Below are 12,414 nucleotides of genomic sequence, written 5' to 3'. Positions count from 1 at the left end.
GAGGTCGGCAACGGCAGCGGCAAGAACATCCTGATGGGTGGGCACCCGGCCACTGTAGTGGTCGCCCACGAACAGCAGTCAGTTATCCACAGGGTCCGCGGCACTTCAGCCAGCAGGCTCCACCAGGAACTCGCTGAACTCTGCGGCGAGTTCTGGATGCACGTGGGCCACCAACAGGGTGCCCTCGCCCGTGTGCTCCTGCGAGACGAGGCTGCCCAGCCGATGTGCCTTGTCGACCAGGTCGCCACGCGTCCACGGCACGAGCGCGTGCACTTCGACCTCGGGCAGCGGCAGGCGGTCCTCGGTGACCTCACGCAATTGGCGAATGCCCGAGCCAGTGCGCGCCGAGACGAAGATCGCGTCCGGGAACTGCGCGCGAAGCATCGTGAGTTGCGTGGGGTCGGCGGCGTCGATCTTGTTGATGACCAATTGTTCGGGACGATCTGCAGCCCCGATGTCGCTCAACACCTGGCGCACGGCGTTGACCTGACCGACGGGATCGGGGTCGGAACCATCGACCACGTGCAACAGCAGGTCCGCCTGCACCGATTCCTCGAGGGTCGACGCAAACGCCTCGACCAGGTCATGCGGCAGGTGCCGGATGAACCCAACCGTGTCGGTGAGGGTGAACACGCGCCCGTCACGGGTCTCGGTGCGCCGCGTCGTCGGGTCGAGGGTGGCGAACAGGGCGTTCTCGACCAGTACGCCAGCACTCGTGAGCCTGTTGAGCAGTGAGGACTTGCCGGCATTGGTGTAGCCGACGATGGCCACCGAGGGGATGCGGTTGCGCACCCGGTCTGCGCGCTTGGTGGCGCGGGTCGACTCCATGTCGCGCAGGCGGGCCCGCAGCTGGGCCACACGGGTGTTGATGCGGCGCCGGTCGGTCTCGATGCGGGTCTCACCGGGGCCGCGGCCACCGATGCCGACACCGCCACCTGCCTGGCCGCCCGCCTGGCGGGACAGGTTGCCACCCCAGCCGCGCAGGCGCTGCTTGAGGTAGTTCAGCTGGGCCAGTTCGACCTGGGTCTTGCCCTCGACGCTCTTGGCGTGTTGGGCGAAGATGTCGAGGATCAACGCCGTACGGTCGACCACCTTCACCTTGATGCGGTCCTCAAGGTTTCGCAGTTGGGCGGCCTCGAGTTCGCCATCACAGATCACGGTGTCGGCGCCGGTGGCGACGACCACGTCTCGCACCTCATCGACCTTGCCGCGACCGATGAAGGTGGCCGGGTCGGGCTTCTGGCGTCGCTGCACCAACCCCTCGAGCACCTGGGAGCCTGCCGTCTCGGCCAGCATCTTCAACTCGATCATGGCGTTGTCGGCGTCGGCCTGGCTGCCGCTGGTCCAGACGCTGACAAGCACGACCCGCTCCAGCTTCAGCTCGCGGTACTCGACCTCGCTGATGTCGTCCAGCTGGGTGGACAATCCCGCCACCCGCCGCAGTGAGCGGCGCTCGGCGAGGTCGAGCTGGTCGCCGTCGTAGTTGCCTCCGGCCCGGTGGTCGGGTTCGTCGTCCTCAGGGTCGGGTTCCGACCAGGGATCGACCAGGTCGACATCGTCGAAGGGCGCATCGTCATCGGCGACGCCACCATAGAAGGCGGATTCGTTGAGCTTGGGGGCGTGAGTCATCGTCCCTCAATGTTGCCACCTCAGGGCGTGCCACGACAGTCCTTTTCGCCGGAGCGAAGCAGTCCGCAGGGCCCAGGATCAGTCCGGGAGCAGGAACTCGCCGCGTCCGACGATCACTGCCGGGCCGCGCAGTATCGCCTCATCGCCGGTGAGGTCGACCGACAGCACTCCCCCGGCGACGTCGACCCGGATGTGGCCGGACCCGCTGCCGTGGGCTCGTGCGTGGGCCGACGCGGACGCCACCACGCCCGTACCGCACGACATGGTCTCGCCGGCGCCACGCTCGTAGACCCGCATCGCCAGGTGGTCGTCGTCGATGCGCTGCACGAACTCGACATTGACACCGTGGGGAAAAGCCTCGGGCGGCGTCCAGACGGGCGGCTGGGTCAGGTCGAGCGCGTTCAGGTCGTCATCAGGTCCGAGCAGCACCACCGCATGGGGGTTGCCCACATCAACCTTGCTGGCGTCAAAGGTGGCCGCGCCGTGATTCAAGGCCACCTGCACCGGCTCGTCGGCGATGATCACGGGGCCCATGGCGGTCGAAATGGACCCATCGGAGTGGAAGGTCAACCGACGCACCCCAGCACGAGTGCCGATCTCAACCTCGCGACCAGACACCAGGTCGTTGTCGAGCAGGTAACGACCGAAGACCCGGGTGCCGTTGCCGCACATCTCGGCAATCGACCCGTCAGCGTTGCGGTAGTCCATGAACCAGATTGCGGGGTCGCCGCCCCAATCGGGGATCTCTTTGGCGACGACAGCGCGCAGCACCCCGTCGGCCCCGATGCCGGCGCGCCGATCGCACAGCAGCCGCACGTCCTCGGCCGACAAGGGCCTGTTGTCGTGCCTGTCCACCGTCACGATGAAGTCGTTCAGGGTGCCATGCCCCTTCGCGAATGAAAGCGTCCGCATGTCTGACACCTTGTCATCACCCCCGGCACCCGGCAAGCGGGTGCCCCGAAATTCTTGCTGGCACAGGCTACTCGTCCGGCACAAAGGGCAGCAGATCGCGCGCCTCGAGCCCTGCCGCGACCCAGGTGACGCGGTGGTCGCGCCGGTACCAGCCCAACTGCTTGCGCGCGAACCGCCGGGTGGCGGCCGCCACCTCATCCTGAGCCTGCTGTTCGTTGATCTGGCCATCGAGCAGGCCCAGCACCTGCCGGTAGCCGATCGCCCGCGATGCCGTGCGTCCCTCGCGCAGCCCGAGCGGCACCAGGCCCGAAACCTCATCGACCAGCCCGTCGCGCCACATCTGCTGCACACGTGCGTTGATGCGCTCGTCCATGACCGCGCGTTCGAGTTGCAGGCCCACTGTGGTGACGCCCTCGAGTGCGTACGTCCAGGTGGGCAGCGTCGGGCGCAGGTCCTGGTCGAGGTCGAGCAGTTCGAGGGCCCGAACGATCCGTCGTCCGTTGCCGGGCAGGATCTCGGCGGCGGCCGCGGGGTCGCGGGCCACCAATTCGGCATGCAGCACCTGCGGCCCGACCTCGGCGAGGCGGGCTTCCCAGTGCGCGCGCACCGCAGGGTCGGTGCCGGGGAACTCGAACACGTCGGTGATGGCACGGCTGTACAACGCGGAGCCGCCCACCAGGATCGGGATGATGCCGCGGCCCCGCAAACCTGCCATCGCCCGGCGTGCCATCGTCTGGAACTCGGCGACCGATGCCGTCTGGGTGACGTCCATGATGTCGATGAGGTGGTGGGCGATGCCCCGGCGTTCGGCCGGGGTGGGTTTGGCCGTACCGATGTCCATGCCGCGGTAGACCAGCATTGAGTCGGCGTTGACGACCTCGGCTGGACGACCCTGGCGCTGCAGCAGCTCGGCGAGGTCGACGGCCAGACCCGACTTGCCGCTGGCAGTCGGGCCCACCAGCTGGATGATCGGGGGTTGCACGGCGTCCATTCTGCCCCCTCTCAACCGTGACAACGTTTCCTGAAGGCTGGCTGCGCAAATCTTTCCGAATGCCTGACATCTGTGTGGAGCCGAACAAGACTGGACAGGTCCGACAACCAACCGAGAGGACTGACCATGGGACTGCTTGACGGGGCGAAGGACGCCTTCGACGAGAACAAGGACGACCTGGCAGAGCGGGCCAAGGACGCCGTCAACTCGAACGAGGAGAGGATCGACTCGGCCGTTGACCGGGCCGGCGACTTCGCCAATGAGAAGACTGGTGGCCGTTTCGAAGGCCAGATCGAGCAGGGTGAAGGCTTCGTCCAGGACAAGACCGGCAACCTCTGACCGATCCCCAGCTTGCGCGCGGCCCGGAACCCGTGAGGGTTCCGGGCCGCGTCGCGTGCACGGTCTGCGGGGCGTTCAGCCGCGACGAAGGCTCGGCATGCCCAGGCTCACGCCCTTGGCCACCGGCGCCTCACGGCGAGCCTGCCAGGCATCGCCGCCGCGGGTACGGCGCAGGTCACGGATCCCGGCGTCACCGTTGAGGTGGTGCGGCGCGGCATGGGTCACCTCGACGGTCGCGATGTCGCCCGGACGGGGCCGGTCCTGCTCGGCCAGGCCCTCGACCGACACGTGCACCAGCCGGTTGTCGCGGGCACGCCCCGACATGCGGTGCGTCTCGTCGTCCTTGCGACCCTCACCATCGGCGAACATCACCTCGACGTCGCGGCCGACCAACTGCTGGTTCTCACGCCAGGTGATGTCGTTGACGAGGTCGACGAGCCGCTCGTAGCGGTGCTGGACGATGTGCTTGGGCACCTGGTCGGGCATCGTGGCGGCCGGGGTGCCCGGACGGATCGAATACTGGAACGTGAAGGCCGAGGCGAAGCGGGACTGCTCGACCACGCGCAATGTGTCCTGGAAGTCCTGCTCGGTCTCGCCCGGGAAGCCGACGATGATGTCCGTGGTGATCGCCGCATCCGGGATCGCGGCGCGGACGCGGTCGAGGATGCCGAGGAACTTCTCGGAGCGGTAGGACCGCCGCATCGCCCGCAGCACCTTGTCAGAGCCGGATTGCAGCGGCATGTGCAGCTGTGGCATCACATTGGGCGTCTCGGCCATCGCAGCGATGACATCGTCGGTGAACGCGGCCGGGTGGGGCGAGGTGAACCGCACCCGTTCCAGGCCGTCGATGTCCCCGCATGCACGCAGCAACTTGGCGAACGCGCCGCGGTCGCCGAACTCGACACCGTAGGAGTTCACGTTCTGGCCCAGCAGGGTGATCTCCTGCACCCCTTCGGCCACCAGCGCCTCGATCTCTCGCAGGATGTCACCGGGGCGACGGTCGGTCTCTTTGCCGCGCAGAGCCGGGACGATGCAGAAGGTGCAGGTGTTGTTGCACCCGACGCTGATCGAGACCCAGGCGGCATAGGCGGACTCGCGACGGGTGGGCAGGTTCGAGGGGAAGGTCTGCAATGCCTCCACGATCTCGACCTGGGACTCCTCGGCGATGCGCGCCCGCTCGAGCAGCACGGGCAGCGAGCCGACGTTGTGGGTGCCGAAGACGACGTCGACCCAGGGCGCCTTCTTCGTGATGACATCGCGGTCCTTCTGTGCCATGCAGCCGCCGACGGCGATCTGCATGCCGGGCCGGGTGGCCTTGACCGAGGCGATGTGGCCCAGGTTGCCATAGAGCCGGTTGTCGGCGTTCTCGCGCACGGCACAGGTGTTGAACACCACGAGGTCGGCGGATTCCTCGCCCTCGTGGCGCACATACCCCGCCTCTTCGAGCAGGCCCGAGATGCGCTCGGAGTCGTGGACGTTCATCTGGCAGCCATAGGTGATCACCTGGTAGCTGCGCGCTGGGTTGGTGCCGGTCAGCAGGTCGCTCATGATGGCAGGATTCTAGGCGCGGCACCCGCGACGACCCAATCGACCTCGTGACGGGCTTGCAACACTTCTACAACAGCTGGCGCGAAACCCAACCACGATGAACCCGCGACCCCTAGTGTGCATCGCATGAGTGAGAGCAGCACGGAGCCCGGCGAGACGGCGGCAGACATCCCAGTCGTCGAGAACCCCAGCGCCCCGGCCCAGGCGACGACGCCCGGCACCGAGGACCTTGTCGTGCTCAAGGACGTCAACAAGTACTTCGGCGACAACCACGTGTTGAAGGACATCAACCTTTCGGTCAGGAAGGGCGAGGTTGTCGTGGTGCTCGGCCCGTCCGGGTCTGGCAAGTCGACCCTGTGCCGTACGATCAACCGGCTCGAAACCATCGAGTCGGGCACGATCACGATCGACGGCAAGGTGCTGCCGGAAGAGGGTAAGGCGCTGGCCGCCCTGCGTGCCAAGGTCGGCATGGTCTTCCAGTCGTTCAACCTGTTCGCCCACAAGACCATCCTGCAAAACGTCACCCTGGGGCCGACCAAGGTGCGCAGGATCCCGCGGGCCAAGGCCGACGAGAACGGGATGAAGCTGCTCACCCGTGTCGGCGTCGACAACCAGGCCCACAAGTACCCGGCCCAGCTGTCCGGTGGCCAGCAGCAGCGGGTGGCCATCGCCCGTGCACTGGCCATGGACCCGGCGGTCATGTTGTTCGACGAACCCACGTCGGCACTCGACCCCGAGATGGTCAACGAGGTGCTCGATGTGATGGTCGACCTGGCCCAGCAGGGCATGACCATGATCGTCGTCACCCACGAGATGGGCTTCGCACGAAAGGCCGCTGACCGGGTCATTTTCATGTCCGACGGTGCGATCGTTGAAGAAGCCGACCCCGAATCATTCTTCACCAACCCGCAAAGTGGGCGTGCTAAGGACTTCTTGTCCAAGATCCTGCACTGACCCCCATCCAGTACTGACCCACGCTGCCCTGACCCACCACCCCACGGCAGGGACAACCCGTTGAAAATCAAGAGAGGCTCCACCATGAAGCTCTACAAGAAGATCGGCGCAGCGGCCGCTGCGCTGGCCCTGGCCATGAGCCTGACCGCCTGCGGCGGCGAGGACACCGGGGCGACCGATGACAAGATCGTCATCGGCATCAAGTTCGACCAGCCCGGTCTGGGCCAGAAGGTCGGCGACGGTTACCAAGGCTTCGACGTCGAGGTCGCCAAGTACGTCGCGAAGGAACTGGGCTACGCCGAGGACAAGATCGAGTTCAAGGAATCGCCCTCGGCCCAGCGCGAGAACCTGATCATGGGCGGACAGGTCAAGCTGATCTTTGCCACCTACTCGATCACTGATGCCCGCAAAGAGAAGGTCAGCTTCGCCGGACCGTACTTCATCGCCGGCCAGGACCTGCTGGTGAAGCAGGATTCCACCATCGCCGGCACCAATGACCTCTCCGGCAAGAAGCTGTGCTCGGTCACCGGGTCGACCTCGGCCACCAAGGTGAAGGAGAAGGTACCCGGCGTGCAGTTGCAGGAGTTCGACACCTACTCCAAGTGTGTTGACGCCCTGGCGAACGGCTCGATTGACGCAGTCACCACCGACGACGTGATCCTGGCCGGTTTCGCCGCCCAGGACGCATACAAGGGCAAGCTCAAGGTCGTCGGCGCCCCGTTCAGCGAGGAGCGCTACGGCGTCGGCCTCAAGAAGGGTGACACCGAGCTGTGCACCAAGGTGAACACCGCCATCAAGAAGATGATCGACTCGGGCGACTGGGCCAAGGCGATCGAGAAGACCGTCGGCCCGTCGGGCTACAAGGTTCCCGCGGCACCGACGCAGGACGCCTGCAGCTGATCCAGCTGACCGGCGGGGCCCGCTGACCCGCACCCACCCAAGGCCCGGGACGCAACCACGGCGTCTGCGTCCCGGGCCCCTCAACACCTCAGGAGATGCCGATGAACCTCTTCAGCGACATCGCCGAACTCATCAGGGAGTTCGACGTCATCCAAGCCTTCGGGTTCACCATCCTGCTGACCATCTTCGGCGGCATCGGCGCCTTCCTGATCGGCGTGGTCATCGCGGTGCTGCGCATCAGCCCGGTGCCGGCGCTGCGGTTCTTCGGCACCGCCTACGTCAACCTGGTACGCAACACCCCGCTCACGATCGTGATCTTCTTCTGCGTGTTCGGCCTGATGCTGTCGATGAATTGGTACCTTCTGCCCGCCGACGCCGACATCAATTGGCACAACTTCGCCTGGGCCTGCGTCGGTCTGGCGATCTACCACGCCAGCTTCGTCGCCGAGGCCATCCGCTCTGGCGTCAACACCGTTCCGATGGGCCAGGCCGAAGCGGCCCGCGCCATCGGGCTCTCATTCTTCGGCTCGGTCCGCGAGGTCATCATGCCCCAGGCCCTCAGGGGCGCCATCGCGCCGCTCGGCAACACGCTCATCGCGCTCACCAAGAACACGACCGTGGTGGCCACCGTCGCCGCGATCGAGGCATCGAACGCCATGAAGCTGATGATCGAGTTCCGGCCAGACCTCATCTTCCTGAGCTTCTTCATCATCGCGCTGGGCTTCGTGCTGCTCACCCTTCCCGTCGGCATCGGTTTCACCCGCATGTCGAAGAAGCTGACGGTGGCACGATGAGCAGCGACGCCTCGGTCATCTTTGATGCCCCCGGTCCTCGGGGCCGCATGTGGAGCAATGTCGTCGGCATCGTCGGCGTCCTCATCTGCATCGTGCTCGGCGTGGTGGCCCTGTACCTGTTGCGCGCCCAGGTGCTCAACTGGGACCTCTGGAAGCGGTTCCTCGAAGCTGACTCCTGGACCGAGTACATCCTGCCCGGCCTGTGGGCGACGCTGAAGGCCGCCGGGGTGGCGGTGGCGCTGTCCATCATTTTTGGCCTGGTCTTCGGCATCCTGCGGCTGAGTCCCTACAAGGTGGTCAGCATCCCTGCGGGGATCGTGGTGGAGTTCTTCCGCTCGGTGCCGGTGCTGATGATGATGCTGCTCGGCTACTACCTGCTGCTCTACAACCCGGGCATCGTGGCCCCCGACCAGATTCCCTTCGTGGGTGTGGTCGTCGGCCTCACATTCTACAACGGTTCGGTCATTGCCGAGCTGGTGCGCAGCGGTGTGCATGCCCTGCCCAGGGGCCAGCGCGAAGCCGGCTATGCCGTCGGGCTGACCGACCACCAGACGCTGACGTCGGTGCTGCTGCCCCAGGCGATCACCGCCATGCTGCCCTCGCTGCTGAGCCAGTTGGTCGTGGTGCTGAAGGACACCGCCCTCGGCTACATCGTCACCTACCCCGACCTGCTGCGCTCGGTGCAGACGCTGTTCTCGAGTGGTGGCGTGATGGTCGCCCTGATCTTCGCGGCCGGCATGTACATCGTCATGAACTACGGCCTGACACTGTTCGCGGCGTGGGTCGAGCGGCGCCTGCGCGGTCGTCGCGCAGGCAAGTCGGTCGGCGTCGGCGCGGTGCCCGTGCCGGGGACGGCGAACACGAACATCCGCCCCGAAGCCTGACCGCCGACCCGGTGGGACCTGCCCCTGTCAGTGCGCCGTCTGGGTGGCCCGCGACTCCCGCACCACGGTGACGCGGATCTGCCCGGGGTAGGTCAGCTCTTCCTCGATCGTGCGCGCCACGTCGCGGGCGATGGCCTGTGAGCCGAGGTCATCGACCAGTTCGGGCAGCACCATGATGCGCAGCTCACGCCCCGCCTGCATGGCGAAGGCCCGGTCGACCCCGGGCTGGTCCATGGCGATCTCCTCGAGCCGGGTCAGTCGGCGCACGTGCGCCTCGAGCGATTCACGCCGGGCACCCGGACGCGATCCCGAGATGGCGTCCGCCGCCTGCACCAGCAAGGCCTCGACCGTGCGTGGTTCGATTTCGTTGTGGTGGGCGGCGATGGCGTGCACCACGTCCTCGTGCTCGCCGTGGCGACGGCACAGGTCGGCGCCGATCTCGGCGTGCGGTCCCTCGACTTCATGGGTGAGTGCCTTGCCAATGTCGTGCAGGAACCCGGCGCGGGTGGCCGTCGCAGCGTCGAGACCGAGTTCATGGGCCATCAGGTTGGCCAGGTGCGCCGTCTCGAGGGAGTGCTGAAGCACGTTCTGGCCATACGAGGTGCGGTACTTGAGCGCCCCGACCACGGGCACCAGGTCTGGGGCGAGGTCGGTGATGCCCACCTCGGCAAGGGCATCCTCAGCGGCACGCTGGCTGCGCTCGGAGACCTGGGCGAGGCTGCGCTCGTGCACTTCTTCGATGCGACCCGGCTGAATGCGCCCATCGGCCACGAGCGCCTCAAGCGTGACCCTGGCCACCTCTCGACGTACAGGGTCGAAGCTGGACAGCAGCACGGTCTCGGGGGTGTCATCAATCATCACGTTCACGCCCGTGACCTGTTCGAAGGTTCGGATGTTTCGACCCTCACGGCCGATGATGCGGCCCTTCATCTCTTCACTCGGCAGGTGAACTGCGGTGATCACCGCGTCGGCGGCCTGGTCTGCAGCCAGGCGCTGGATGGACGTGACGATCACGCTGCGTGCGATGGCATCGGCCTCGCGCTTGGTGTCCCGCTCGATGTCGCGGATCACCCGGGCGCTCGCAAGTCTGGCGTCGTGCTCAGCCCGCGCGAGCACTTCGGTGCGGGCATCCTCTGCCGAGAGCGACGCGATGCGCTCGAGTTCGGCATCGACGGATCCCAGACGCACGGTGAGCGCCTGCTCCCCCACGACGAGTTCCTGCTCGCGGTCACCGAGTTGCTTGTCACGGGCGCGCTGTTCTGCCGTGAGCTGCTCCACACGCTGTTCGCGCTGGGTGAGCACTGCATCACGTCGGTTCAGCTGGTCATGCAGGTCACGCAGTGCGTTGCGCTCCTGGCGACCAGCCTCGTCAAGCTCCGTCCGGGTCTGGCGCAGGGCTTCGGTCTGGCTGGCCAGCGCCGCCTCACGCTGGTCGACTTCAGCTGCGCGTTGGTCAAGGGCCGACGCGCGGGCGTCGAGACTTCCGCTGGTGGTGGCCAGTCCGTGGGCATCGCTGGCGAGGGCATCACGTTCGGCAGCGATGCGCGACAGCGTGTCGGCCTGTTCACTGCGCCACTGACCAGCGGACGGGACCGAGCGGCGCAGGCGCCACAGCGCGGCGCCCAGTGCCACCAGGCCGACCGCGAGCACCACGACAATCGCCGTCCAGACTGCGTCCGACATCTTGCGCTCCTTCTGCCACCACGCCGTGCCACATCGACATGCGCCACGTCACCGCACCGGTCATGGCGCGTGGCACCACCCTAGTGCCGCAGACCGCTCAGACCGTGTCGAGCGGGTCGGCGGGATCGGCGAGCACCCTGGTCACCACCGTGTGCACGACATCGGAGCCGTAGCCGCGCCTGGCCAGGGCAGCAGCCAACCGGCGCCTTCGGACCATGGGATCGGTGATCGACGCCATCGACCGCAGCTTGCGAGCAGCGAGGTCCATCGCCGCGGCGACCTCGTCGTCGTGGTCGAGGGCTTGAGTGGCCTCGGCGATCACGTCACGGTCGATCCCCTTGCGGCGAAGTTCGTCGGCCAGGGCCCGTCTGGACAACCGACCTACCCGGTGCCTCGACTGCACCCATTGCGCAGCAAAGGCGGCGTCGTCAACGAGCCCCACCTCGGTGAACCGCCCTAGCAGTTGTTCGGCGACATCGTCCGGAACCTGCTTGTCGGCGAGCGCCTTCTCGAGCTCTGCCCTGCTGTGGGCCCTCAACGACAGCTTGCGCAGGATGACCTCGCGGGCGCGCTCGAGCTCATCTGCAGGCGACGGGGCGCTGCCGCGAGGTGTGTCGGGCCTGCGCCCCCGCCGGAAGCGGGGGCGCTCACCGTCGTCATCGGCGCTCAGAAGTCGACCTCGCCGGTCACCGGGTCGACACCATCGGGCACCGACTCAGCATCGGCGGCCCCGTCGAGGCCAAGGCCCTTGCGAATGCGTCCCTCGATCTCTGCAGCCACATCAGGGTTGCTCTTCAAGAAGTTGCGCGCATTCTCTTTGCCCTGGCCAAGCTGTTCACCCTCGTAGGTGAACCAGGCACCAGCCTTGCGGATGATGCCGCCATCAACGCCCATGTCGATCAGCGAACCCTCGCGGCTGATCCCCAGACCGTAGATGATGTCGAACTCGGCCTGCTTGAAGGGCGGGGCCACCTTGTTCTTGACGACCTTGACCCGGGTGCGGTTGCCCACCGACTCGGTACCGTCCTTCAGCGTCTCGATGCGACGCACGTCCAGCCGCACCGAGGCATAGAACTTCAACGCACGACCGCCGGTGGTGGTCTCGGGCGAGCCGAACATCACACCAATCTTCTCGCGCAGCTGGTTGATGAAGATCGCCGTCGTGCCGGCCCCGCTGAGCGCGCCGGCCATCTTGCGCAGTGCCTGGCTCATCAGGCGAGCGTGCAGGCCCACGTGGTTGTCGCCCATCTCACCCTCGATCTCGGCACGCGGGGTCAGCGCCGCCACGGAGTCGATGACGATCAGCGTCAACGCCCCCGAGCGAACCAGCGTGTCGGCGATCTCAAGCGCCTGCTCGCCATTGTCAGGCTGGCTCACCAGCAGCGCGTCGGTGTCGACACCGAGCTTCTTGGCATAGTCGGGGTCGAGGGCATGTTCGGCGTCGATGAAGGCACAGATGCCGCCCTCGCGCTGGGCGTTGGCGATCGCGTGCAGGGCGACGGTGGTCTTACCGCTGGATTCCGGCCCATAGATCTCGACGATGCGGCCACGCGGGAGCCCGCCGATGCCGAGAGCCACATCGAGGGCCACCGAGCCTGTCGGGATGAAGGCAATCGGCTGGCGGGTCTCGTCACCGAGGCGCATCACCGAGCCCTTGCCGTGCGACTTCTCAATCTGCGCGAGCGCTGCCTCCAGCGCCTTGTTACGGTCTGCAACTGCCATCAGGAATTCCTTTCAGCGGCCGTGCGGTGACGGCAAGTGGGTGGGGTGGTGAGGGTTG

Annotated in this window: 12 protein-coding genes; 5 read left to right on the top strand and 7 right to left on the bottom strand. The window is 66.6% G+C overall.

Translation table 11 applies throughout. The annotated features are described in order from the left end of the window. Positions 1-105: 105 nt before the first annotated feature. The 3 genes from hflX to miaA form a co-directional block, all read right to left on the bottom strand. The gene (gene hflX, locus ACQCX5_RS00385) at positions 106-1,629 is read right to left on the bottom strand and encodes a GTPase HflX (protein WP_434540049.1); all 1,524 of its coding nucleotides are present in this window, start codon (positions 1,627-1,629) and stop codon (positions 106-108) included. A 78-nt stretch (positions 1,630-1,707) separates the two neighbouring features. After that, complete coding sequence (gene dapF / locus ACQCX5_RS00380; RefSeq protein WP_434540048.1) at positions 1,708-2,541, bottom strand: diaminopimelate epimerase; 834 nt, start codon at positions 2,539-2,541, stop codon at positions 1,708-1,710. A gap of 67 nt (positions 2,542-2,608) precedes the next feature. Further along, positions 2,609-3,532: a tRNA (adenosine(37)-N6)-dimethylallyltransferase MiaA gene (gene miaA, locus ACQCX5_RS00375; RefSeq protein WP_434540047.1), complete on the bottom strand. Its 924-nt coding sequence runs from the start codon at positions 3,530-3,532 to the stop codon at positions 2,609-2,611. Between the two features lie 126 nt (positions 3,533-3,658). On the opposite strand from miaA, the gene ACQCX5_RS00370 reads away from it, so the two are divergent. Next, on the top strand, positions 3,659-3,871 hold the full coding sequence (locus ACQCX5_RS00370; protein WP_434540046.1) for an antitoxin: 213 nt from the start codon (positions 3,659-3,661) through the stop codon (positions 3,869-3,871). A gap of 75 nt (positions 3,872-3,946) precedes the next feature. Here ACQCX5_RS00370 and miaB read toward each other — a convergent pair whose 3' ends face one another. Then, a complete protein-coding gene (gene miaB / locus ACQCX5_RS00365; protein ID WP_434540045.1) occupies positions 3,947-5,419 on the bottom strand; it encodes a tRNA (N6-isopentenyl adenosine(37)-C2)-methylthiotransferase MiaB in 1,473 nt (490 codons plus the stop codon). Positions 5,420-5,545: 126 nt separating this feature from the next. Between miaB and ACQCX5_RS00360 the strand changes: the two genes are divergently transcribed. From ACQCX5_RS00360 to ACQCX5_RS00345, 4 genes are all read left to right on the top strand, one after another. Further along, positions 5,546-6,373, top strand: a complete 828-nt coding sequence (locus ACQCX5_RS00360; protein WP_434540044.1) for an amino acid ABC transporter ATP-binding protein — start codon at positions 5,546-5,548, stop codon at positions 6,371-6,373. Between the two features lie 84 nt (positions 6,374-6,457). After that, a complete protein-coding gene (locus ACQCX5_RS00355; RefSeq protein WP_434540043.1) occupies positions 6,458-7,273 on the top strand; it encodes a glutamate ABC transporter substrate-binding protein in 816 nt (271 codons plus the stop codon). A gap of 101 nt (positions 7,274-7,374) precedes the next feature. Next, a complete protein-coding gene (locus ACQCX5_RS00350) occupies positions 7,375-8,067 on the top strand; it encodes an amino acid ABC transporter permease (RefSeq protein WP_434540042.1) in 693 nt (230 codons plus the stop codon). After that, complete coding sequence (locus ACQCX5_RS00345; RefSeq protein WP_434540041.1) at positions 8,064-8,951, top strand: amino acid ABC transporter permease; 888 nt, start codon at positions 8,064-8,066, stop codon at positions 8,949-8,951. Before ACQCX5_RS00350 ends, ACQCX5_RS00345 begins: the two co-directional genes overlap by 4 nt. Before the next feature lie 27 nt (positions 8,952-8,978). Here ACQCX5_RS00345 and rny read toward each other — a convergent pair whose 3' ends face one another. The 3 genes from rny to recA all read right to left on the bottom strand — a co-directional run bounded on the left by rny (position 8,979) and on the right by recA (position 12,359). Next, a complete protein-coding gene (rny, locus tag ACQCX5_RS00340; RefSeq protein ID WP_434540040.1) occupies positions 8,979-10,634 on the bottom strand; it encodes a ribonuclease Y in 1,656 nt (551 codons plus the stop codon). Positions 10,635-10,731: 97 nt separating this feature from the next. Next, the gene (locus ACQCX5_RS00335) at positions 10,732-11,190 is read right to left on the bottom strand and encodes a regulatory protein RecX (RefSeq protein WP_434540691.1); all 459 of its coding nucleotides are present in this window, start codon (positions 11,188-11,190) and stop codon (positions 10,732-10,734) included. 110 nt (positions 11,191-11,300) lie between these two features. Beyond that, positions 11,301-12,359: a recombinase RecA gene (gene recA, locus ACQCX5_RS00330; RefSeq protein ID WP_434540690.1), complete on the bottom strand. Its 1,059-nt coding sequence runs from the start codon at positions 12,357-12,359 to the stop codon at positions 11,301-11,303. Positions 12,360-12,414: the final 55 nt, after the last annotated feature.

Source organism: Aestuariimicrobium sp. G57 (genome assembly GCF_050110855.1).
Classification (GTDB): Bacteria; Actinomycetota; Actinomycetes; order Propionibacteriales; family Propionibacteriaceae; genus Aestuariimicrobium.
Note: the sequence above shows the minus strand (reverse complement) of the source record. Positions and strands in the feature narration are given on the sequence as shown.